Source organism: Sorangium sp. So ce145 (genome assembly GCF_051525985.1).
Taxonomy (GTDB): domain Bacteria; phylum Myxococcota_A; class Polyangia; order Polyangiales; family Polyangiaceae; genus Sorangium; species Sorangium cellulosum_B.
The window spans coordinates 2154609-2177377 of the sequence record NZ_CP150315.1 but is presented as its reverse complement, the minus strand read 5'-3'; the positions used below and the strand labels follow the sequence as shown (position 1 = coordinate 2177377).

18 protein-coding genes are annotated in these 22769 nt (G+C 70.5%); 9 read left to right on the top strand and 9 right to left on the bottom strand.

The features are described from left to right. Position 1 precedes the first annotated feature (1 nt). From WMF34_RS08275 to WMF34_RS08250, 6 genes are all read left to right on the top strand, one after another. Positions 2-1438 (top strand): dihydrolipoamide acetyltransferase family protein, encoded by a 1437-nt coding sequence (locus WMF34_RS08275; RefSeq protein WP_437992947.1) that lies wholly within the window; start codon positions 2-4, stop codon positions 1436-1438. A gap of 193 nt (positions 1439-1631) precedes the next feature. Then, the gene (locus WMF34_RS08270; protein WP_437992946.1) at positions 1632-3074 is read left to right on the top strand and encodes an eCIS core domain-containing protein; all 1443 of its coding nucleotides are present in this window, start codon (positions 1632-1634) and stop codon (positions 3072-3074) included. Between the two features lie 41 nt (positions 3075-3115). After that, a complete protein-coding gene (locus WMF34_RS08265; protein WP_012234202.1) occupies positions 3116-3703 on the top strand; it encodes a hypothetical protein in 588 nt (195 codons plus the stop codon). Positions 3704-3846: 143 nt separating this feature from the next. Then, a complete protein-coding gene (locus WMF34_RS08260; RefSeq protein WP_437992945.1) occupies positions 3847-5562 on the top strand; it encodes an SIR2 family NAD-dependent protein deacylase in 1716 nt (571 codons plus the stop codon). A gap of 85 nt (positions 5563-5647) precedes the next feature. Beyond that, the gene (locus WMF34_RS08255) at positions 5648-6553 is read left to right on the top strand and encodes a hypothetical protein (RefSeq protein WP_437992944.1); all 906 of its coding nucleotides are present in this window, start codon (positions 5648-5650) and stop codon (positions 6551-6553) included. A 68-nt stretch (positions 6554-6621) separates the two neighbouring features. After that, positions 6622-7011 carry a hypothetical protein gene (locus WMF34_RS08250; protein ID WP_437992943.1) on the top strand — a complete coding sequence of 130 codons (390 nt, stop codon included), beginning with the start codon at positions 6622-6624 and terminating at the stop codon, positions 7009-7011. Here the strand turns inward: WMF34_RS08250 and WMF34_RS08245 are convergent. The 7 genes from WMF34_RS08245 to WMF34_RS08215 form a co-directional block, all read right to left on the bottom strand. Then, positions 6989-8299, bottom strand: a complete 1311-nt coding sequence (locus WMF34_RS08245) for a serpin family protein (protein ID WP_437992942.1) — start codon at positions 8297-8299, stop codon at positions 6989-6991. The two genes, WMF34_RS08250 and WMF34_RS08245, sit on opposite strands and share 23 nt — an antisense overlap. Positions 8300-8668: 369 nt before the next feature. Then, positions 8669-10465 carry a glycoside hydrolase family 15 protein gene (locus WMF34_RS08240; RefSeq protein WP_437992941.1) on the bottom strand — a complete coding sequence of 599 codons (1797 nt, stop codon included), beginning with the start codon at positions 10463-10465 and terminating at the stop codon, positions 8669-8671. A 272-nt stretch (positions 10466-10737) separates the two neighbouring features. Beyond that, complete coding sequence (locus WMF34_RS08235; protein WP_437992940.1) at positions 10738-11478, bottom strand: tetratricopeptide repeat protein; 741 nt, start codon at positions 11476-11478, stop codon at positions 10738-10740. After that, positions 11475-11606: a hypothetical protein gene (locus WMF34_RS08230; RefSeq protein ID WP_437992939.1), complete on the bottom strand. Its 132-nt coding sequence runs from the start codon at positions 11604-11606 to the stop codon at positions 11475-11477. Before WMF34_RS08230 ends, WMF34_RS08235 begins: the two co-directional genes overlap by 4 nt. 184 nt (positions 11607-11790) lie before the next feature. After that, complete coding sequence (locus tag WMF34_RS08225) at positions 11791-12825, bottom strand: DUF2278 family protein (RefSeq protein ID WP_437992938.1); 1035 nt, start codon at positions 12823-12825, stop codon at positions 11791-11793. Positions 12826-13455: 630 nt separating this feature from the next. Continuing rightward, positions 13456-15393 (bottom strand): RICIN domain-containing protein, encoded by a 1938-nt coding sequence (locus WMF34_RS08220; RefSeq protein WP_437992937.1) that lies wholly within the window; start codon positions 15391-15393, stop codon positions 13456-13458. A 111-nt stretch (positions 15394-15504) separates the two neighbouring features. After that, entirely contained in the window at positions 15505-16443 is a 939-nt protein-coding gene (locus WMF34_RS08215) for a LysR family transcriptional regulator (protein WP_437992936.1), read from the bottom strand. Positions 16444-16616: 173 nt separating this feature from the next. Between WMF34_RS08215 and WMF34_RS08210 the strand changes: the two genes are divergently transcribed. Beyond that, the gene (locus WMF34_RS08210; RefSeq protein ID WP_437992935.1) at positions 16617-17477 is read left to right on the top strand and encodes an NAD(P)H-binding protein; all 861 of its coding nucleotides are present in this window, start codon (positions 16617-16619) and stop codon (positions 17475-17477) included. 180 nt (positions 17478-17657) lie between these two features. Here WMF34_RS08210 and WMF34_RS08205 read toward each other — a convergent pair whose 3' ends face one another. After that, complete coding sequence (locus tag WMF34_RS08205) at positions 17658-18029, bottom strand: VOC family protein (protein ID WP_437992934.1); 372 nt, start codon at positions 18027-18029, stop codon at positions 17658-17660. 668 nt (positions 18030-18697) lie between these two features. On the opposite strand from WMF34_RS08205, the gene WMF34_RS08200 reads away from it, so the two are divergent. After that, positions 18698-20095 carry a hypothetical protein gene (locus tag WMF34_RS08200; RefSeq protein WP_437992933.1) on the top strand — a complete coding sequence of 466 codons (1398 nt, stop codon included), beginning with the start codon at positions 18698-18700 and terminating at the stop codon, positions 20093-20095. Further along, complete coding sequence (locus WMF34_RS08195; protein WP_437992932.1) at positions 20092-21780, top strand: prolipoprotein diacylglyceryl transferase; 1689 nt, start codon at positions 20092-20094, stop codon at positions 21778-21780. Before WMF34_RS08200 ends, WMF34_RS08195 begins: the two co-directional genes overlap by 4 nt. A gap of 193 nt (positions 21781-21973) precedes the next feature. Here WMF34_RS08195 and WMF34_RS08190 read toward each other — a convergent pair whose 3' ends face one another. Continuing rightward, complete coding sequence (locus tag WMF34_RS08190) at positions 21974-22558, bottom strand: O-methyltransferase (RefSeq protein ID WP_437992931.1); 585 nt, start codon at positions 22556-22558, stop codon at positions 21974-21976. Between the last annotated feature and the right edge of the window lie 211 nt (positions 22559-22769).

Genomic DNA, 22769 nt, shown 5'->3' with positions numbered 1-22769 from the left:
CATGGGCAAGTACGAGTTCAGGCTTCCGGACATCGGCGAGGGCGTCACCGAGGGCGAGATCGTGACCTGGCTGGTGTCGCCGGGCGACATGGTCGCCGAGGACCAGCCGATGGTCGAGGTGATGACCGACAAGGCGACGGTGACGATCACGTCGCCGCGCACGGGCCGGATCGTGGAGACGCGGGGCAAGGTGGGCGGGGTCGTCCCGGTCCACTCGGTGCTCGTCGTGTTCGACGTCGACGACCGGCCTGCGGCGGCGACGCCGCCCGCTTCGGGGGCGGCGGCGGCCGCGAAGTCCGGGGCTGCCGAGCCGGCGGCGACGGCGGTCGGCGACATCCGGGAGGACCTCCCCGGGATGAACCTGGTGGCGCCGGCGCGGTCGGCGTGGGCGAACGGCAGCATCGGCGCGGGGGCGCGCGCGGCGGCCTACTTCAACGAGAAGCCGCTCGCGACGCCCGCGACGCGCAAGCTGGCGCGCGACCTCGGGGTCGACCTGCGGCGCGTGCCGCCGACCGGCCCGGCGGGCCGCGTGACGAAGGACGACGTGCGGGCGCTCGAGGCGCCCGAGGAGGCGGCCCCGGCGCTGCCCGAGGCGGCGCCCAGGCGGGCGGCCCCGGCGCTGCCCGAGGCGGCGCCGAAGTCGACGGCGGCGGGGCCCGGCCAGCTGGACGAGGAGCCGGGGCACGGGGCGGCGCGGCCCGAGGGGGAGCGCGGCCGGGGGTTGCCCTCGGCGCCGGGCGACGAGCGCATCCCGCTGCGGGGCGTGCGCAAGCGGATCTTCGAGGCGATGTCGCGATCGAAGCACACGGCGGCGCACTTCACCTTCGTCGAGGAGTGCGACGTCTCCGCGCTGAAGGAGCGCCGCGCGCGCCTGCGCCCGCTGGCCGAGAAGGCGGGCGTCAAGCTGACCTTCCTGCCCTTCTTCGTGAAGGCCGTCGTCGCGGCGCTGAAGAAGCACCCGATGCTGAACAGCGCCTTCGACGAGGCCGCGCAGGAGATCGTCGTCAAGAAGAGCTATCATATCGGCATCGCGTCCGCGACCGAGGCCGGGCTCATCGTGCCTGTGGTGCGCGACGCGGATCGGCGGAGCGTGCTGGAGATCGCGCAGGAGATCGCGCGGCTCGGCGAGGACACGAAGTCGGGGCGGGTGAAGCCGGAGGATCTCGGCGGCTCGACGTTCACGATCACGTCGCTCGGCCAGCAAGGGGGGTTGTTCGCGACGCCGATACTGAACTTCCCGGAGGTCGCGATCCTGGGTATCCACCAGATGAAGCAGAAGCCGGTGGTGCGCGACGGGCAGATCGTGATCGGCGAGGTGATGCTGGTGTCGCTGTCGTTCGACCACCGGATCATCGATGGGCACGTGGGTGCGGCCTTTGCATATGAGATCATCGGGTACCTGGAAGATCCGGATCGGCTGTTCCTGGAGATGAGCTGAGCTGAGCGAACACGAGCCGTGGCGCAGGTGACCGTGGGCACCCGTGACCGCGGCCCTGCGGGGGCTGGGGGCATCTCGGCCCCGCGGAGCCGACTGCGGCCCGCGATCTCACGCTCGCGGCAGGCGCGTCGCGGTGGGCACGCCCACCACGAGGTGGTAGACTCCGGTCAACCGCAACGAGGTGAGCTCCCTCATGTTCACGTTCGATCGGAAGCCGAGTCCTTCTTTGGCGCGTTCTCCAGCCCCGAAGCGTGCGTCGCAGCGCCCGGCGCATGCCCCGCCGGTGAACCCGCTCTGGTTCAGGTCGGCCACGTCGACCAGCGCCGAAGCGGCGGCTTCGTCCGAGATGACCGGAGAGAACAGGCGCCACGTCGCGGCGAGCTCGCCCGCTCCCGCGAGCGCTCTCTGGTCACGCGTCGAGCGCCCGGCTTCGGAGGCAGGCGTGGCGGGCGAGGCATCTCCGCCTGTCGCGCCCGGTCCCCGGTTCGATTTCGCCCGCATCGCCCCGCTGCCGATCCAGCGCAAGGCGACCATCAGCTCCCCGGGTGACCCGTGCGAGCGCGAGGCGGACGAGGTGGCCGAGAAGGTGATGAGGATGGAGGAGCCGACGCAAGTCGGCCTGCTACCTACCGCGATTCAACGTAAATGTGCAGAATGCGCGGAAGAAGACGACGAGAAGCCGATCCAGACCAAGCCCATGCTCTCGGCGGACGCCGACGCAGCGCCGGACGTAGGGGCTGCAGCGCGTGTGACTGGCAGCGGACAGCCGTTGACGAATGAGCAACGGGCGTTCTTCGAGCCTCGCTTCGCCGCGGATTTCAGCCGGGTACGGATCCACACCGATCTGTCGGCGGACGCAGCAGCGCGCAGGGTCGGAGCCTACGCATTCACGAGAGGCAGCGATATCGTCTTCCGAGGGGACCAATATCGTCCCCACACGTACGCAGGGCGCCAGCTGCTCGCTCACGAGCTGACCCACGTCGTGCAGCAGGGGGAAGCGCCGCGCGTTCAACGCCAGTCGGCGGGTGAGGACGGCGGGCGACACGCCCTGAGCATCGAGTCGCGCGCGGAGATGGCCGGTGACCTGGTGCAACGTTGGCCGGGTGACGGCATGACGCCACCGGGTGACTGCGGCTGGGCACAGTATCTCGGGCTGCGGGGTTCGGTCGAGACGGCCAAGGCGGTTGTGGGCATGCTCGGCGCCTGCTCCGCGCGTGACAACTGTCTCACACTGGCGCTCAAGATCGCCGCCATCACTGCGGAAATCGCCTCACGCATCGCGCTGGATACCACCTGCTTCCGGGGCGGAGACACCGGTCATCGCCAGCAGGTGCAAGACAAGATCAACATGGTGAACCGTTGCCAGCAGTTCTTCTCCACCTCCGGCTGTTCGCCGGCGCTGGTCACGGCCATGGCGGTCGTCGTTGAACGTGCGCGTGAGGTCATCGCGGCAGCGGCCATGGCAGTGGCCACGGTCGTGGCCCTCGCGTTGATCGCCGCGCTCGTTGCAGCGCTCATCGCGCTCGTGGAGGTCATCGCCGCGTTGCTCGCCGCCGCTGCGGAATCCGCCGTCATCGTCGAGGCGGCGGCGGCGCTGGGCGCGCTGCTCCGCGTCCTCCAGGGGGCGCTCGCCTGAAGGCGCATCGAGCGCAGGGGATCCAGCGAGGTACTTGTGACATGAACCTCAGAGAGCTGTTCTTCGATGCGTTCGCGTTGCGGGTCCAGCCCTCGGCCGATCGGCTCATGCGACCCACGGATGGTCGTCACGAGAGCGACCGCTTGCGCGAGCTCCTCGCGACGAGGCGGTCGACGGAGCTCACGGATTACGAGTTGCGAACCGTCGTCGAAGGCAATCTATGGCTGCTCACGTCGGAGGCGTTCCTCTACTTTCTGCCGGCGTTCCTGAGCGCATCCCTCGAACGTTATGACGCTGTCAGCGTCTTTGCCTCCGAGCTCCTGGGTGCCCTCACCGAACCTTCCCGCGGGGACGTCGTGGAGGCGCTCGATCGCCTCGCTCGGCCTCCATCGGCGCTCGGTCTTCCGGTGGACATGGTCGAGTCTCTCCGCGAGCAGCAGCTGGAGTGGTTCGATTCCGGTGACCCCGCGGCCATTTTCCACGAGCGCTTCGACGGCGTCACCCGCGCTGAAGGCGCCGCGATCCTCGCGTTCCTCGTCGCCTTCCAGCAGGCCCACGGCGCGGACTTTCCGTTCGACGAGATCAAGACCGCCATCGACAGGTACTGGGCTCGCTATGGAGATCCTTGAGGGTCTCCGTGACGTGGGAGATCATTGGGTCCCTGGAGGATCCCGATCGGCCGTTCCTCGAAATGAGCTGAGCGGCGGCCGCGCGCGGCACCGACGCGCCCACGGCTTGTCGCGCGGGGCCGGAACCGGCAACATCGCGCGCCGTGATCGCGATTCCCAAGACGCTAGAGGACGCGCTGCGCGACCGGTTCGTCGTGCCCTTCGTCGGCGCCGGCGTGTCCATGGCCGCGCTGGACCGGAACGGGAAGCGGATGTTCCCCAGCTGGGGAGACCTGCTCCTCGGGGCAGCCGCGCGCCTCCGCGAGGACGGCAAGCGGCCCGAGGCCAACGTCGTGGAAGGGCTGCTGGAGAAGCGGATGCCCGACTACTTCGAGGCGGCCCGGCACGCGCGCGAGGGCATGGGGGCGGGCTGGTACCGCTACCTCCGCCAGGTGCTGGATCCGCCGGGCAATCGCATCGACACCGGATCTCTGTCGCTCGCGCGCGCCGTCTGGCAGCTGCCGAGCAGGCTGGTGATCACGACCAACTATGATCAGATCCTCCGCTACGCGCTCGACGATCCGAACGATCTCGTGCAGATCAGCGTCGACGCGACGGCGGAGCTGTCCGCCATGCTGCGCGACGAGATCGATCGCCCGACGGTCTGGCACCTGCACGGCTTCATCCAGCAGCCGCAGCGGCTGATCCTGACGCCGGACGGCTACCGCGAGCTGTACCCGAGCCAGGAGGACGAGGTGCGCTACCGCGGCGCGCTGCAGGCGCTGCGGCACCTCCTTGCGGCGCGCACGTTCCTGTTCGTCGGCTTCAGCCTCGACGACGCGATGTTCGGCAACCAGATCGCGTGGGTCCACGAGGCCTTCGGCGGCGCCGCGGGGCCGCACTACATGCTCGTCCGGGCGCGCGAGCTGCGCGACACCCAGCGGCGCCTGAGGGACCTGAGCTGCATCGAGTTCCTGACGTTCGAGGAGTTCGGCGATCCCCTGGTGGCGCTCGTCCACGCGCTCGGGACCGCCGGGAACCGGGAGCCCACCACGCCGCCGCCGCTCATGGCGGGCGCCCCTCGGCCCACCGCGCGCCTCGAGGTGGCAGCCGCCCCGTCCCCCGCCCCCGCCGGGCCCCTCGCATTCCTCGCCGACGAGGTCGAGGTGATGGTCCCTCCCGTCACCCGGGTCGCACACCGCTCGCTCCTCACCGAGGCGGCGCCCGCCCCGCCCGCCCCGCCCGCCGCCGCCGCGACGCCTCGAAGTCTCGAGACGACCGCGGGGGACGGCGGCATGGACATGGCGCTCGTGAGGCAGAGTTATCGGCTCGTCTACCAGGTTCAGCGCAGCGTCTTCGATCGGCTGTCCGAGCTGTCCGACGCGCTCGCGGGCATCGGGCTCGCGTTCGAGCGCTGGGACCCGTCCCTGTTCTCGCGTCACCCGAAATCGACCTCGGAGTTCTTTCGCCGCAAGTACTGGGCCTGGGATTTCCTGCCCGGGTATCGCCTCCAGCTCGTCTGGCAGTCATCGGCCAGCACCTCGCGGAGCGTGGTCCTCGAGGTGGTGTCGGACACGGGCTTCACGCGCGACGGCGGTGGGGAGCCGGATCCGACGCGCTTCGGCGACGCGCGAGCGGCGGGCTCCGAGCTGCAGATCAGCCTGATGCGCTCCTCCGTGCGGAACCTGCCGTGGAACCAGATCTGGTCGTCCCTGAGCGGGCAGGAGGACACCATCTACGACGGAAACGATCACGAGCTCGACGCCGGCGGGCGCCCTTGCACCTACCGCTATCTCCGCGTCGATCTCGGCGCTGCGCTGGACAAGGAGGCGTTCGGCGAGCGCGTCATCGCCCCTGTCAGCGCCTGGCTCGCTCGGTGATCGAGAGCCTCGGACGAGCGCGCCCCGCGCCGTCGCGACGCTGCCGGCAACCCAAGCCGTGCCCTCCCACACGGGACGAACGCTCGTGCCGATCTCACCGCGCCCCCTCCTTGCCCGCCTGCTGCTCGCCTCCATCGCCGCATGCGCGCCCGCGCCGCCTGCCGTCCAGCCATGGCGTGGCCCCGACCTGCGCCGTGTCACGCAGGCCACGCCACCGCCCCAACCTCCCGCCGCCGAGCCCCTTCCATCGGCGGGCTGCACCGACCTCCCGCTGCCCGCCACCACCCCGAACACCAGGCCGATCCGCCCGACCAAGGAGCAGACCGAGCTCCTCGTGGACGCCGATCGCCTCCTCGCCGCCCGCCCGGATCAGGAGAACGACCCGGCCCTACGCGCCTTGGCGCGGGCGCGCGCGCTGTGGAGCGCTGGAGAGTGGCCGGAGGCCACGCGGGTGGCCGGCGAGATCGCGATCGCGCACCCCCGCGAGGACGCCGGCATCGTCGCCGCGATGCTCTACCTCGCGGGCCTGAACCTGCTTGGAAGCCAGATCGACCCTCCCCGGCCGAGCTGTCATGACGAGCTCGTCAGTCGCTTGCCGATCCTCCAGCGCCACTACTGCGAGCGCGGCGAAGACCGGCGTCACCCGAGCGAGTGCTATCTGCTCTACAAGATCGAGCGCGCCGTGGAACGCGGGGGTGGATGCACGCTTCCGGAGACGCTGGATGTGCCTCCTTCGGTCGCGTATGCACGCGCGGGCGAGTGGTACCTCGCGCGCGCCGTTCAATGCGTGGAGGCCACGCGCCTCGTACGCGTCTCTCCGCTCGCCGAGCATTGCGACGACCTCGCGTTCTACGCGGTGCGGGCCTTCATGAACGTACCCGACGAGACGCGCGCCGGCGAGGCGCGGGCGCTGCTCCTCGAGCCGGGCAATGGCATGCTGAAGAGCCCGCACATCGCGGAGCTGCCCACGCTCGCGCCTCGACGGCCGTAGCGCTGGACGACATCGCTGCCTGGAACTTCCTCGACGGGTTATTGTACGGCCATCCTGGAGACGTCGAAGTGCCCGATACCCGAACGGCCGAGGAGCGCCGCCGGGACTGGACGTTCTGGAGCGCCCACGATTTCCTGACGGAGCGGGACGGCCTCTTCGAGGAGCGGCTTCAGCGCGTTCTCCGCGCCTTCGCTGGACAGCCACAGAGGGCTGATCGCGGTAGGCAGAGGACAATGAGAGCGGCCGGAGATAGCCAGAATGCAAGGCACTCCGCGGAGGCTTCCGCCCCAGGATTCCACTATCAGGCATTCTTCGCGCTGCTCACCCTGCCGGCACGAGATACGGACAACGCCGCGATCGGGGAGGAACTGCTGGACGACATCGACTCAGGGCTTGCCATCTCCGAGACGTTTGGACTTCCTTCTCCCCCGATCCTCAGCGCGCCGTCGGGTCGTTGACGCGTCCCGCGAAGAGGATCGCCTGCGTCGACGCGTCGCGGATGAAGAAGAAGAACGGGCGGTCCAGGACGATCGCCGCAGGCGCGGCCGGCAGACCCGAGCCCGAGGAATTGAGGATGACCCCGGTCGACCCCGCTGCCTCGGTCCCGGCCTCGTCCACGTCGATCCTCGCCGCGTGAATGACCTCATGGATCCAGAGCTTCATGCCCGCGACGATGCCCGTGAAGTCGGCCTCGTCGCCGAAGGCGACCTCCATGCCGAGATCCATGAGCGCTCCCTTGAGAGAGGTGGACGTGCCGAACGAGAACTTCGGCATCGTGATGTCGACCGGCTGCTGGTAGGTCGAGTCGATGATCGCCTCGAGCGCCGCGCCGTCGAGCGACTCCTCGAACGCGTCCGTGGTCCCCTTGGCGGGCAGCACGAGGAACATCGAGACGGCGGACCCCGCATACGGGATCCCCACCGCTTCCCAGCCGTCGCCGTCGCCGTAGCTCCCCTGATGCCTGCCGTTCATCATCTGGGCGGTGACGCTCGAGCCGTCGCCGCGCAGGAACGTCCCCGGCTGCGTCGCGTCCTTCACGAACGCCGTCTTCCACTGGGCGTGGAAGTAGACGGCGTTGACGAGCACGGCCACCGTCTCCGGCGTCACGTCTTCATCGAGGAGCTTCGGGATCTTGCCCTCCGTCCGGTGGCTCACCCACGCGTTGATGAGCCCCTCGGCCTCCTTCGTGGCGGTGACGAAATCCGCGAGCCGCACGTGCGCGCCGTAGCTCTCGCCGAGCACATTCAAGAACGGCTTCTCGAGGGGGACATCGATCTGCGCCCAGATCCCGTTGGCCGTGTGGAGCCGAAAGCCGCCTTCCTCGGCGTGTTTCCGGAGCTGGAGGTCCACGTGGTTGAACGCCGGATGCAACCGCTCCTGGGGGAGCTCGAATCGCATCGCCGCGGCCATCTCCTGCTCCGTCGTCGTCCGCGCGCCCGCGTACGTCATCGCGAGCGCCGTCGAGATGCTGAAAGGCGCGTAGACGACGTTCGTCGTCGAGCTGTGGAGCGCGCGGCCGAGGTCGAGCGCGAAGCTCGCGTTATTGCGCGAGAGCGACCCCCGATCCTCCGCCGAGACGTCCGGATTCTCGATCCGCGTCACCTCCGAGGGCACCACGCAGCCGGGCTTCACCTCGAAGCACTCGACGGGCGCCTCGACCGAGCCGCCCCCACCCTGGCCCGAACCGCCCCCTCCCGCGTTCCCGCCCCGGCCCGAGCTGCACCCCACCAGGGCTGACAACCCCACGGCCGTCAACAACGTCGCTGTTCGCATGACGCCGGGTCTGAGCAGGCTGCGTGCCAGAGCGCCTCCGCGGAGATCACGTCGTTGCGCTCCGAGGCGTGCCATGTGCAGCCGATCCATCGGACCAGCTTGCGCCACAATGAGCCATCCGGCACATCACGGGCGTGGAGCTGTGCGACGGGCAGTCCGCGCCCCGAGGCGACCTCCAGGAGGACTGCCTCGACGGCCGCCCCCTCCCCGGCGAGGGCGACTTCGACATCGTTCGCTTCGTGCGGACCCTGGAGGCCAAGGGCACCAACGTCGCGCCGTCCGTGGAGGTCCTGTCCCCGGAGTTGCGCAAGCATCCAGCTCTCCTTTCCTCTCCTCGGAGCGTCAACGGGATCGTTGATGCGCGGGACCGGAGCGGCCCGGGGTCAGGTTGAACGCGGAGCCGACCAGCGCAAGGTGGCTGAACGCCTGGGGGAAGTTCCCGAGCAGCCGCCTGCTCCCTGGGTCGTACTCCTCCGAGAGCAGGCCGACGTCGTTGCGCAGAGCGAGCAGCCGCTCGAACAGCGCCCGCGCCTCGCCGGCGCGGCCCATGAGGGCATAGCAGTCCGCGAGCCAGAAGCTGCACGCGAGGAAGACCCCCTCGGCGCCGGACAGGCCGTCGGGCGTCCTCCCTGGGCCGGTCGAGTAGCGGAGCACGAAGCCCCCGCGCACGAGCTCGCGCTCAATGGCGCGCACCGTGCCCGCGACGCGCGGATCGCCGGACGGCAAGAAGCCCACGAGCGGAATGAGCAGCGTGCTCGCGTCCAGCTCCTGGCTGCCATACGATTGCGTGAACGTGCCGCGGCCCGGGTCGAACCCCTTCTCGCACACCTCCGCGTGCACCGCCTCGCGCAGCGCGCGCCAGCGATCGACCGGGCCGTCCAGCCCGAGCTGCTCCACGGTCTTCACGGCGCGATCGAACGCGACCCAGGCCATCACCCGCGAGTAGGTGAAGGGGCGCGGCCCGCCCCGCACCTCCCAGATGCCCTCGTCGGGCCGGCGCCAGCTCGATTCGAGGAAGTCCATCAGCTTGCGCTGGAGGCGCCAGGCCTCCGGCTCCGGGGCGAGGCCGGATCGGCGCGCCTGGTACATCGTGTCCATCACCTCGCCGTAGACATCGAGCTGGAGCTGCTCGACCGCGGCGTTGCCGGCGCGCACCGGCCGCGAGCCCTCGTATCCCGGCAGCCAGGGGAGCTCGATCTCGCGGAGCCGCCGCTCGCCCGCGATGCCATAGAGGATCTGGAGCTTCGAGGGGTCGCCCGCGATGGCGCGCAGGAGCCAGTCGCGCCAGGCCGCGGCCTCCTCGCTGTAGCCGCCGAGCAGCAGCGCGTAGAGCGTCAGGGTCGCGTCGCGCAGCCAGCAGTAGCGGTAGTCCCAGTTGCGCACGCCGCCGATCCACTCGGGGAGCGAGGTCGTCGGCGCCGCGACGAGCCCGCCCGTGGGCGCGTGGGTGAGCGCCTTGAGCGCGAGGAGCGACGTGACGACCGCCTCCTTCCATGGTCCCGTGTGGGCGCAGCGGCTCGACCAGGCGCGCCACCACGCCTCGGTGTGCTCCACCGCGCGCTCGGCGTCGATCGCCTCGGGCGGCGGCTCGTGCGACGGGTGCCACGTGAGCACGAAGGGGATGCGCTGGCCCTCGTGGACATCGAATTCGGCGATCGTGGTGAGCCCTGCGCCGTGGACCGGCACCCCCGCGCGCAGGATCAGCGCGTCGGGCCCGGCCACCGCGCGCAGCGCGCCGCCGCTCGACCGCACCCAGGGCACGATCGAGCCGTAGTCGAAGCGAATGATGAGCTCCATGGAGACCGGGACCCGGCCGCGCACGCCCTCGACGACGCGCACGACGTCCGGCGCCCTCCCGCGCAGCGGCATGCAGTCCACGAGCCGCACCGCGCCCTCGGCCGTGGTGAACTCGGTCTCGAGCACGAGCGTTCCCTCGCGGTAGCGGCGTGCGACGCGGGGCGCCGGGTCCTTCGGCCCGATCCGGAAGCGGCCGTGCTCCGGCGTGCCGAGCAGGGCGGCGAAGCAGGCGGCCGAATCGAAGCGCGGCAGGCACAGCCAGTCGATGGAGCCATCGCGTCCGACCAGCGCCGCTGTCTGTGTGTCCCCTAGCAACGCATAGTCCTCGATCCGCAGCGGCATGCGAGCTCCTGACCGGCGCGGCGACGAGCGCCAGCGCCTCGGCGGCGGCGAGAGCACGGAGGATGCCACGCGCCGCGCCGCGGGTTCAGGCCGTGGCCCAGGAGGGCGATGGCCACGCCGTGCACAGCGGGCGCCGCCGGGCACGGCCGTGGGGCTCGGGCGTCAAGCGATGGGCGTGCCGTCGGGGCGCCGCGCCGAGCGGTGCAACGCCGGACGCCGCCGCGCCGGGCGGCGGCGAGCGGGAATCTCCCTGGCCTGGGCTTGATGACCGATCACGGAGGAGCCTGCCGGTGCTGGATGGCGTGCTCGGCCTCCATCGTGTACCGGCGGCTCTCGGCCTCGTCGGGTTCGAGCCCCAGCTCACCATAGCGATACGCCATCGCCAGCGCCTGGAGCGCCGCGGGGTGCTCCTGCTCGCCAGCGCTCTCGTAGAGCTCCACGGCTTTCTCGTCATTCTTTGGCACGCCCGCGCCCGCGCGATAGGCATTGGCGAGCAGGAACATCGCGTCCGGCGATCCTCCGCGCGCCGCGATCTCGAACCAGCGCGCAGCCTCCGCAGGGTCCGCCATCACGCCATCGCCGTTCTGGCTCATCACGCCGAGGAAATACGCGGCGCTCGGGTGGTGCGAGGGGGCGGCTCGCAGCAGCCAGGCGCGGGCGCGCGCCGCGTCCCTGGGGACCGACAGAAGCCCCTTCAGGTAGATCCTTCCGAGCGAGACCTGCGCCTCGACGTCTCCCTGCTCGGCCGCCCGCGCGAGTGAATCCATCCCGGCGAGGACCTCCCCGGGATCCGCGAGCGTGAGCAGGCGAAAGCCGAGCGCCCGCGCCTCCATGCCGCTCGGGGGCGGCGCCCCGGGGCGCGACGGCGGCGAGGGCGCCGCGGCGGCCGTGAAGCGATCCGCCTCGGGATGACCGCCCTCGCGCAGCCCTCCAAGACAAAGGGCGGCGCCGCCGCCGAGCACGAAGACGCCGCCGACAAGCACAGCGAGCCGGACGGGACGCGAAGCGCTCACCGGCTCAGGTCGATGGAGTAAACCGACAGCATCTTGCCGCTGCCGTCATCCTGCGCGAGCGCCGCTTCGGCCGATGCCACTCCGCGCGCAACCCGCCATGGTGAGTCGAGGCGGTCGAGGTTTCGCACCGACGCACGCCCGGATCAAGGGCTACGATGAGCTGCTCGGCATGTCAACGGCACCGGAGGGGCGGTGCGGCGGAAGAACGCTTGAACGGCGCTCCCTCCGCCCTCCGCGCGCCGCTGCGTCAATCCGATGGACGGCTGGTAACAGCCTCGTTGACGCTCGCCACGTGCGAAGGACCGCGTGGCATCAAAACACGATCGTCCAACCCGGATTGCTCACTTGCTGCTTCGTATAGGACACGCCGTCGACCTTCAGCCCTTCGGCGTTGAGCAGCGTGATGAGCCCGCCCTTGTTGGAGAGGACCATCGGAGCCTGGACGACGACCGTCGTCAGCCCGCCGGGCTGAAGCTCTCCGGCGAGCGCCATCTTCGATTTGGCCTTGTCGGCCAGCGACCAGCCAGCGAGGTCGATCTTCCGGTTCGACGTATTCAACAACGTCACGGTCTCTCGCTCGGGTGTGCGCGTGTCGTTCACGAGGGCGGCGACGATCCGCACGATCCCGTCGGGCTGCTCCACCGTGGGGAGCCCACCGCCTCCTCCGGCCACGTCCGACGGCGGTCCGGATACCGGGATGTCGAGCGTGTGCCCTGTCTTGTCGTCGGTGTGCCACGCCTGCGTCTGAAACTTCAGGAAGATCGCGACCCACTGGTCCCCACGCGGGAAGTGGATGAGGAGGCCGCCGTCCTGCCAGACACCGTCGTCCTTCTTGAAGCGGGCGTCGTTGCCCTGGTTCATGTGGATATCGTGGATGCCGTTTCCCGGCAGGAAGCCGAAGATCTTGTCCTTCTTCCCGTTCTCCGGGCCCCAGCGCTCCCCGAAGGCGTACAGGAGCGCCGTCTCGTCGGCCATCGCCCGCTGCACGTAGTGGTCGAGCTTCTCGTTGAGGTCGTTGTCAGGGCCCGGGGCGGAGAATGGCAGCGGGACGAACTCCGTCCGATCCAGGAGGTTTCCCCGGATGAAGTCGAGCCCGAGCCCGCCCGGCTTGCTCTCCAGTGGATGGAAGCCCGGCTTCAGCTCGTGGAGATCTCGAAGCAGCGGGTGCGCAAAATGGGACTTGACGACATATTCGACCTGGGAGCCGTCCTGCGACTGCACATTCACCGCGATGCGATAGTCTATCGTGTCGTCCACGACGTGGATCTGGTAGTGCGGGTTCGCTCCCGACGCGAAACGCCGATCGATCACTGTACCCTTCAATACACCATAGCTGTTCAGCGGCATGCTGCCTCCCGCATCCATCGGCTGAGCACGGCCGGTGCCCGCCTGTGAGTGAGATAGCATCAAACCTACTTCACTGCTTCGAATGGTGATGGATCATCCGGCATGCGCTCCCCCCTTGGAGCCGGTGACCGACGGGTGTTGAATGGAACGCTCGATAGCGCCTTCCACACCATGTGAAGCCGTCATTTTTTGGGGTCAAGACTGGACTGCCCGTGGACTCGGAAATTTCGCCGACCTTCACGCAATGGTCCATGCAGCGGAACGCCAGGGAGCCGACGCGGGAACCCCATCATCTCTCGAGCGGCCAGCGCCGAGCCGAGGCGCGCGCCACGTACAGGTTACAGGCGCATCAAATTCATCATGGATTCTCTCGCGCGGCGGAAGGCGCGCTTCGAGTCGATTTCGGCCGCGACGGATCTCGCCGGGGCCGTGTTCGAGGTCGGCCGACGGTTGCGGCGGCAACCTCGATTGCGGCTGCGCCGGCGGCGCGGCCTGCACCGACAGCTCCTGCCCGACGCCGTGAACGAACCCCGTGCGCGCCGGGAGCGACTCATCCGTCGCTTCCGGCGCGAGCCAATCTCGCCCGGAGAGGCCATCCTGCGCGGACATGTCGCAAGGGGCGCGCGCTCCTCAGCGCGGGAGGAAGAGCTGTTCAGGGAGCGCGGTGTTGCAGGGCTCCTGGACGATGCGCGCATAGCCCGCGGTGCTGGCATCCTCGACGCTCAGGCACTTCTGGCTGTTCACGTTCATGATCGACCGATAAGCGCCCACCGGCCGCAGGACGAACTTCTGGTTGGGGTTGCCCGTGCAGGTGTATTGAATGAGCCCGACGCCGTCCTCGAGGCTCGAGTAAGGGATGTCGAAGCAGAGCCCGCTGTGCTTCGGCTTGATGAACACGCTCCCATCGGCGTCTCCCGTCGGGATGAGCTCGAAGCTCTGGTTGGGACCGCCGGTCGCAGGCCACTGAATGATCGGCGAGAGCGGCGTCGTCTCCGAGTAATAGACGTCCATGTTGAGGCCGCTGTTCTGGTTGGTGAAGGTCACCGCCGGGTTGGTGCTGCTCACGCTCCCGAAGTCCACGGTCGTGGCGAGCTCGGCGGCGACAGAGTAGCCTTGAGGATGCGCCTCTGCGTAAAAGAAGTACCAATCGACGTAGATCCCTTGGAGCACCTGGGTGTGCGTGACGGAGAGGGGCACCTTGCCGTTGAACGCGCTCGGCGCGGAATAGACGGTCTGATACGTCGGCTGGAGGGTCGAGACCGCGAGGAACGGCAGCGTGTGGAGCGTTCCGGTCCAATCGTCGACGAGGTCGACGGGGTTCCAGTACGGATAGCCCTGCGCCGAGGTCATCCGGTAGCTCCAGGCGGACGTCCGCCCCGTGCTCTGATCGATCGCGGTGAAGTCGGACAAGGACACGGTGGCGCTGTCCTGGAAGCTGCACGAGAAGCTGGCGCTGGCCGCGTCGGTGCCCCCCTGCGCGCCGACGCTGCAGCCGACGGAGCGCGTGAACGAGTTTTGCCCGTTCGGGGAGTTGGGCACGTGGGCGTACGGGCTCAGCGCCGTGCTGCCAGGCACGACCCGGACGTCCAACTGCTGCTGGTAATAGCCCCGGTTGAACTTGTCGTTCGTGTTCAGCGGCCCCGGGTTCGCGCCCGCGCCCACGCCGGTGACGACCATGAATTTGTTGTCGGGCGTGGCCGAAGCGACGAGCTCGACCTCGTAGCTCAGATCCAGGGTCGCGACTTGCGAGGTGCCGGGAACGGTCCACCACGCGGAGCCGTTGACGATGAACTGGCGGTAGGTGCCCGGGGGGGCCGAGCTCGCGACGGAGAGAGCGAACGGCTGCACGACGGGCGCGGCCGCGAGCGTGCGGATGCGCGCCGCCACCTGCGTGGCCACGTCCTCGCGTGACGGACCGGCCGTGGGCGGGGCGCCCTCCGCGGCCTGTCCGGCGTGCTCACGGTCCGGCGCGCGCGCCGCCAGCTCCTCGGGGAACAAGGTAACGGCCTCGTGGCTCACCTTGATCGTGGCGGAGGGGGACTTCACCGGCGTCGTCTCGATGTTCCCGTAGAGCTTGATGTCGAACTTCGTTCCCCCGCGCGATGGCTCCACGATCGCCACGTCGCCCGCGACGCCGTAGCCGAACACCGCGGCCATGCGCGCCGAATCGCGGACATTCTCGAAGACGAACGGGACCCCGGCCTCGCTCGCGGCCTCGACCAGCGACCGGTACATCGCGAGATCCGCCTCACGGAGCTCGTCCATGTCGGCGATCACCGCGCCCGTCCGGCGAAGGAGGTCGCTGCGCTCGGCGTCGCCGGAGCGGAGCGCGTCCAGAGCGCCCTGCGCCGGCGTCGCCTGGAGCTCGCCGGCGAGGTGATGGAGGACTGGCGTCCTGTCCGCGGAGATCGGGGTCAGGGCGATGAACCCGGTACGCGCGGCGGGCGCCTCGGACGTCGACGAAACGTCATCGAGCGGCTCGACGTCGGGGCTCCCGCAACCTGTTTGCACAAGTCCGAGGGCGAGCGTCGAGAGCGAGAACACCAGGCCTACTCTGGAATGGATCATGGACTCCTCCCTTGCGGCTTCCTTCGCCCAGGCGAGCGATCGTGCCGTCAGGTCCAGCTACGGCCGACATCGGCGTCGGTTTCGCAAGTTTGCCCCCGGTCAAAGACGCCCCTACGCGCGGCGGCCGCGCCCGGCGCGCGCCGGGTCGGTCGCCGGCAGCTCCCCGAGGAGGTGGTCGATGCAGGTCCGGACGGCGGCCGTCAGGGCGCGATGCGCGCGATAGAGGAGGCTGACGCCGCCGGCCTCGGCCTCGTAGCCCTTGAGGACGCGGACGAGGCGCTTCGCGGCCACGTCCTCGGCGCAGAACACCTCCGGGAGCATCGCGATGCCGACGCCCGCGAGCGTCGCGCGGTAGGCGGCGGAGGACTCGCTCACATAGAAGCGGGGCTCGAAGGCGACGCGTCGCCTCCGGCGCCCCTGCCCGAGCGTCCACGTGGCCATTCCGTCCGTCGCGTGCACCGCGATGCAATCATGACGCGCGAGATCCTCGATCCTTTGGGGCACGCCCCGCGCCTCGAGGTAACTCGGGCTCGCATACAGCAGCTTCCGCGTCGCCCGCCAGAGCTCTCTCGCCACGAAGTCGGTGGTGTCGTCCACGTGGCCCGGGACGATCGCGATGTCGAAGCCCCCGGCGAGGAGGTCGACCCGGCGTGAATCGATCTCGAGGTCGACCGACACGCGGGGGTGCTTCGCGAGGTACGCGCAAACGGCGCTCGCCACCGCGGCGCCGAGGGCGACCGGCGCCACGATCCGCACGCGCCCGCGCGGCTCACTCTGGAGCTCGCGGACATGATGCGTGCCTCTCGCGAGGTCGTCGATCGCCCGCTCGGCGTGGCCGAAGTACGCGCGCCCGGCCTCGGTCAGGTCCAGCCGCCGCGTGGTTCGCTCGAGGAGCCGGACACCGAGCGCGGACTCGAGCCGCGCGATGCGCCGGCTCACCGTGGAGACCGGCACGCCGCGCTCGCGGGCTGCAGCCGAGAAGCTGCGCGTCCGGACGACGCGCACGAGGAGCGCGGCGTCGTTCAGGTCCAGATCGATTCGTGCGTCCACGGCAACAGTTCCTTCCCTCCAGGCACACTAATGCGCTCCGGTGGCCGCCGCTAGGCTCGACGACGTGAAGAAGCCCATCGTCACCGGGCCACGCGGAGCACGGTGCGCCGCGCCCGCGTGATGCCTGGGAGGACCGCGCAGGGTCGCTGCGCCGAGCGCAGGAGGAGATTGTCATGATCATCGTCACTGGAGCCAACGGTCACCTCGGCCGAGCCATCATGGAGCGGCTCCTTCAGCGCGTGCCCGCCGCCCGGCTCGGCGTCAGCGTCCGCGACCCGGAGCAGGCCAGCGCGCTCGCCGAGCGCGGCGTCCGCGTGCGCCGGGGGGCCTTCGACGACGCCGCGAGCCTGCGCCACGCATTCGATGGCGCCTCGCATGTCCTGATCGTCTCCATCAACAGCACAGGAGAGGCCGCGGTGCGCCAGCATGAAGCCGCGCTCGAAGCGGCGCGCGCGGCGGGCGCCCGCCGCGTCCTCTACACGAGCCACATGGGCTCGAACCCGGCGTCCCGCTTCGAGCCCATGCGCGACCACGCGGCCACCGAGGCCTCGCTGCAAAGGTCAGGGGTCGCGTTCACCTCGCTCCGCAACGGGTTCTATGCAGCGTCCGCGCTCATGCTCCTCGAGCGGGCGCTCGAGACGGGCAAGCTCGTCGCGCCAGAGGACGGCCCGGTCTCGTGGACAGAGCACGCCGACCTGGCCGACGCGGCGGTGATCGCGCTGACCGACGAGGCGCGCCTCGACGGGGTGACACCGCCGCTCACCGCCTCCGCGGCCCTCGATCTCGGGAACATCGCGGCGATCGCCTCGGAGCTCGTCGGGCGCTCGATCACGCGGGTGACCGTCAGCGATCGAGCGTTCAGAGAAGACATGGTGTCTCACGGCGTCCCCGAACAACGGGCGGACCTGTTTCTGGGCATGTTCGCGGCGAGCCGAGAGCGCGAGTTCGCCGCCGTGGATCCGACCCTGGAGCGCCTGCTCGGCCGAGCGCCGATGTCCATGCGCCACTACCTGACGGCGCGCCTGTCACGCTGAGGCACGGGGCGCACCTCGAAGGCCGGTCGGCGCAGCGAAAGCCCTCGGAAAGGCGACGCTGCGTCAATAAATTATTCTCCCGCCACTTCATCACGCCACCGGGTGGCGCCGTGCGCTGCGCGACGGCCGCCTCGCGGCGCTGCGCGGGGCCGATTGCGGACGAGGGGCCGGCGGTGGAGCTCAGCGCACCATGGTGAAGAAGTTGAGCTTGTTGCCGTCCAGGTCGCGGAAATACCCGCCGTAGAAGCTCTGTCCGCGCGGCCCCGGCGCGCCCTCGTCCTTGCCGCCCAGCTCCAGGGCCTTCCTGTGGAGCGCGTCCACCTTGGCCGGGCTATCGACGACGAGCGCGACCATCACCCCGTTGCCAACCGTGGCCGGCTGGCGGTCAAAGGGCAGGGTGACGGCGAGCGCTGGCGCGTTCGGCTTCACCGCCCAGATGATCATCTGCTCGAGCTGCCAGAGCCGCGTCGCGCCCAGCTCGCCCAGCAAGGCGTCGTAGAAACGGGCGGCGCGCTCCAGATCGTTCGTGCCCAGCGTGACATATCCGATCATCGATCTCTCCGTTCGTTGGAATGGTTCGTCGTCGTTGCCCGATCAGGGTCGGGTGCCCCGAGCGCCATGCCGACCTGCCTCGATCGCGCGTGGCACGCTCGAAAAGCGACCTGAGCCGGCGGAGAACCGTGTACCATGGCGACTGCCCGCGAGGTGAGGTTCCCGCGCTTCAGCGGGGTGGTCGTGTTCTTCCACGAGGCGGGTGCGGGGCGGCGATTGCAGGACGGGACTCGCCATCAGCACGAGGACGACCCTGCGGGATTCGATTCGACACCTTCGTTCACGTCAACGTCGCGCGCCGTGAGAGCGAGGGTGTCTCCCCGCCGCTCCCGGATGCGCACGGCGCTTTCCCAGAGCCCCGGCGCGAGCCGCGTTCCAGGCGACATTGCGCCCGCGCGGTGCGTGCACCGGCGAACCGAGCGCGGCCGGTCGCGCCGGCGGGTCGAGCGCTGAGCCCCCCTCCCTGCGGGATGGACGCCATGGCGGGAACACCGAGCACCGGCTCGCACACAGGGCTCCATCGGTCCCCCCTGAATCACGGCGATCTTCGCGGGGAGATCTTTTGGTACCGTGGTCGCAGGCGCCTCGCCCGCCTGATGCGCGCTCGCTCGATCGAGCAGGGCGCACCGTGTCGGGCTTCGCGCGCCTGATGGGTTCGAGGGAGGGGCATGCGAACCAAGGCCTTCATCGAGAGAACGATGTTCCGTGCTGTCGCGCTGCTGGCGCTCCCGGCGCTCGGCGCGTGCGCCGCGGAGACACCGCCGTACGACGACCTGCCGCTGCGCGACGCGCTGAGCGCCACGCCGGAGGTCCTCGCCGCCTTGCCGGAAGAGGTCCTGCGCGACGTGGCGGTGCGGCTGGAGGAGGCGCACGGCGAGCCGGGGGACGAGACGGCGATCGACGGCGCGGAGATCGCGAGCGTCCCCGCGCTGGTCCGCAGCGCGGACGCGGCGCGGGACGAGATGGGGAAGGACGCGATCGTCCTCGGCGCGCTCGAGCCGTCCGAGGACGGGTTCGTGCTCCGCGCGGTCACGCCCATCGCGGGTGCGCACGAGCCCGAGGCGCCGCTCGATCGACCTGTGCCTCCCCTCGCGGGGCCACCGGCGTCGCCGGAGACCGCGCCGCTGGAGGACGCAGCGCTCGGCGGCCGGGCGGGCGAGATCCTGGCGGAGCTCGCGCGGCGCGCGGACGCGCAGGCCCTCGTCCGCGTCACCGGCCTGCCCGCGGGCGTCATCGCCCGGGATCACACCGTCTACGTCAACGCCGCGTGGCTCGTCGCGCTGAGCGCCCTCTCGCCCGAGGACGCGCCCGCGCTCCCCACGCCCTCGGGCGGCGCCGCGATGCCCGCGTGGCCTCGGAGCGAGCCGCGATCCGTGCGCTTCAACCCCTATCACCTCCCCTCGTCCGTCGCGGCGTGCGCCGCCGAGGTGCGGGACGTATGCACCTGCGCCGTGGCCGGGCAGTGCGAGCACGACCGCACCGACCCGGCGTTCGCGGACGCCCAGGCGGAGTGTTCCTGGGTCAACGCCGGGGCGCTGAACGCCGAGGCGCTCTGCATCCTCGCGCTGCTGAGCATCGACGGGGTCAAGGAGTGCGTCCTCTCCGCGGGCAGCGGCGCGTGCGCCGCGCTGCCGGTCGCGGGGCGCGACGGCGCCCTCGCGTTCGCCGGGGACGAGGGCTGCATGGCCGTGCTCGATCGCTGCCTCCAGTACGGCAGCCCGACGGTCCCGGCCGTCACCCCGAGCGCGCCGAGCGGCACGTCGAGCAGCGACGGCTGCGGCAGCTGCGGCGGCTGCGACAGCTGCAACGAGGACGTCGCGGGTTGCAACCAGAACTGCAGCGACTGCAACCAGAACTGCAGGGATTGCAACCAGAACTGCAGCGACTGCAACCAGAACTGCAAGGACGGCGATCCCTCCACCGGCAGCAACTCGAGCTGCAGGCTGAGCGCCGGCCGGCGCGATCCCGCAGGCGGCCTCCCGCGCGCGCCCGTGCCCCTCGGCGCCGCGTTCTGGCTGCTCCTGCCGGCGGGTTACATGCTGCTGCACATCCGGAGGCGGCCTTGAACCGGGCGGTGGTGCTCTGGCTCGCGAGCCACGGCCTGCCGCCGTGGCTCGCGCCGACCTACACCATGATGGTCGCCCTCGCGGGGCTCCTCGGGGCCGCGGCGTTCTTCTGGCTCGTTCGCCGGGATCGGGGGGATGTGGCCGTGGAGGGCCGGGCGCTCCTCTCGGGCTACGTCGCGGCGCTCCTGGGTGGCTACGTCTTCGAGGCGCTGCGCGCCGCGCCCGAGGCGGTGGCGAGGGGCTCGTGGGGTCCGATGCTCCACGCCGGCCGCGCGGCCTATGGCGGCCTCATCGCCGGCGTCGCCGTGGCCGGCCTGGTCCTCCACCGCCGCGGCGCGGCCGTGCTCCCGTTCCTCGACCGGCTCGTGCCAGGGCTCGGGCTCACCTACGCCTGCGTGCGCACCGGGTGCTTCCTCGCGGGGTGCGACTACGGCCGCGTCACCGGGGGCGCGCTGGGCGTCCGGTTCCCCGCCGGCAGCCCCGCGGCGGCGGACCACGCGGCGGCCGGCTGGGTGCCCCTCGGCGCGCCGAGCCTGCCCGTGCACCCCACGCAGCTCTACGAGGCGGCGCTCGGGGCGATGGCGAGCGCGCTCGCCGCCCTCTGGCTCGTCCGGGGGCACCGGGACGGGCGCGCGTTCGGGACATGGCTCGCGCTCTACGCGGCGGGCCGGTTCTTCATCGAGCTCCTCCGCGGGGACGCCGGGCGTGGCGTGTACGGGGGGCTCAGCACCGGCCAGCTCGTCTCGCTTGCTCTCCTGCTGGGGCTCGCGGCGGCCGTCGTGCTGGCGCGTCGGGCCCGCGGCGCGCGGCGCGCCGCCGCCGTGGCGCCCGCGCTGGTGGCGCTCGCCTCCGTGAGCCTCGCCGCGGGCGAGGCCGCGGCCCAGCCGTACGCGCCGCCGCCGGCGGGCGGGTACCCCGCGCCCTACCCCTACCCGCCGCCCGCGGGCGGGTACCCCGCGCCCTACCCCTACCCGCCGCCCGCGGGCGGGTACCCCGCTCCCTACCCCTACCCGCCGCCGGCGGGCGGATACCCCGCGCCCTACCCCTACCCGCCGCCGGCGGGAGGCCCTCCCCCGGCCTACCCCTACCCGCCGCCGGCGGGCGGATACCCCGCGGCCCCCCCTCCCTCGCCCGCGGCTGCCGCGCAGCCGCAGCGGCGCACCCCGGATACGTCGCCGGGGCCCGCAGCGGAGCAGCCCGCGACGGGTCATCAGGCGGAGGCCAACGCGCGGCGGATGGCGCTCTCGCTCGGGATCTCCGGCTACTTCGTGCCGGGGCGCTTCACGGTGAAGGACGGGATGTCCGTGGATCTCGACGTCCTCGCGCGCCTCCGCCTGAGCGAGACGCGCCGCTTCGAGGTCGGCGCCGAGTTCCGGACCGTCTCGACCACCGACGTCAACCAGCTCGCGGTCGGCGTGCCGCTCCGGCTCGTGATGGGGGTCGGGTCGCACGTCGAGATGTCGGTCGGGATCACGCCGGGCTACCACCGCATCTTCTTCGACTCCCCCTACTTCGAGAGCGTGGGCGCCTTCGGCGCTCGCTTCGGGTGGGGGATCCAGCTCCCGATCACCTCGCACCTGTTCCTCGGCTTCTCTCCGCTGAGCTTCCTCGTGCTCGCCTCGGACGACGTGGACGCGCTCGTGGCGTACGAGCCCGGGCTCTGGGCCGGCGCAGGATTGCTGTGACAGCCGTCGCTGGACCTGCCGGCAGCTCCTCAGAGGGGCCGTCGTTCTCTAGGACACCGATCACGTTGATCGAGCGAGAAATGAGCCGCCAAGGCGCCAAGGACGCCAAGATTGTGTTTTGTTCTTGGCGTCCTTGGCGCGCTTGGCGGTTCAAATTCCTGCTCTTTTCTGGGGTTTCAACCGGTTTGTCGCTCTAGCCGCGACCGATCCTGGTCGCGATGATGAGCCCTGACGACCAGCAGAGCTTGGTCAGCACGAGATCCTGGCGTCGCTCGAGAGCGGCGATCAGCGCTGCCACCTTGGGAGCGTGGTCATCAGGCCAGTTGGGCTGAGGGAGCATGTCGTCGATGACATAGAGCCCGCCGGGCTTGATCAGGCTCAGCGCCTCGTCGAGTGCGTAGTACTTGCCCGGCCATGTATCGGCAAAGACGAGCTCGAATTGCTGCCCCCGGACCGAGAGCAAGAAGGCTTCGCCATCCATGTTCTTGAGCGTGAGGCGGGGGTCACCTCCGAGGTGCTGGCGTGCCACGGCCTGGACCTTCTCGTCGTGCTCCACGGAGACGAGCGTGGAGCTGGCATTCATGCCATCGAGGATCCAGCACGTAGAAATGCCCGTGCCGGTCCCGAGCTCGAGGAAAGCGCCCGACTTGGCGGCGGCGAGCGTACGCAGCATCGAGCCCGTCTGCCTGTCACTGGCCATGGCAAACCCGATCTCCGCGGTGGCCCGCTCGATCTCCTCGAGCACCGCAGGCGGTCTCAAATTCTCCAGCTCCTTCATGCCTCCATCCCTCTTCACGCGCCCAACCGCGCGTCACTTTACAGCACCTCGATCTGGCGGCCCCCCTGGAAAGAGCCAGCGGGGGAGGGCGTGCTGCGCGGGGGGGCGGCGGGGCAGGCCCCCCACAAACCCCGAGCGCCGGCCCGCAGCGCAGCCGGTCGCCCCCCGATCTCGCCTCCCGCACACAAGGCAATAGCCCCCCAAAAGGCGC

What these genes read in the sequence shown, in the direction of transcription:
- WMF34_RS08275 (WP_437992947.1), top strand. Translation starts at nt 2, where the DNA reads ATGGGCAAGTACGAGTTCAGGCTTCCGGACATCGGCGAGGGCGTCACC.
- WMF34_RS08270 (WP_437992946.1), top strand. Translation starts at nt 1,632, where the DNA reads ATGTTCACGTTCGATCGGAAGCCGAGTCCTTCTTTGGCGCGTTCTCCA.
- WMF34_RS08265 (WP_012234202.1), top strand. Translation starts at nt 3,116, where the DNA reads ATGAACCTCAGAGAGCTGTTCTTCGATGCGTTCGCGTTGCGGGTCCAG.
- WMF34_RS08240 (WP_437992941.1), bottom strand. Translation starts at nt 10,465, where the DNA reads ATGCCGCTGCGGATCGAGGACTATGCGTTGCTAGGGGACACACAGACA.
- WMF34_RS08225 (WP_437992938.1), bottom strand. Translation starts at nt 12,825, where the DNA reads ATGCCGCTGAACAGCTATGGTGTATTGAAGGGTACAGTGATCGATCGG.
- WMF34_RS08220 (WP_437992937.1), bottom strand. Translation starts at nt 15,393, where the DNA reads ATGATCCATTCCAGAGTAGGCCTGGTGTTCTCGCTCTCGACGCTCGCC.
- WMF34_RS08210 (WP_437992935.1), top strand. Translation starts at nt 16,617, where the DNA reads ATGATCATCGTCACTGGAGCCAACGGTCACCTCGGCCGAGCCATCATG.
- WMF34_RS08205 (WP_437992934.1), bottom strand. Translation starts at nt 18,029, where the DNA reads ATGATCGGATATGTCACGCTGGGCACGAACGATCTGGAGCGCGCCGCC.
- WMF34_RS08200 (WP_437992933.1), top strand. Translation starts at nt 18,698, where the DNA reads ATGCGAACCAAGGCCTTCATCGAGAGAACGATGTTCCGTGCTGTCGCG.
- WMF34_RS08190 (WP_437992931.1), bottom strand. Translation starts at nt 22,558, where the DNA reads ATGAAGGAGCTGGAGAATTTGAGACCGCCTGCGGTGCTCGAGGAGATC.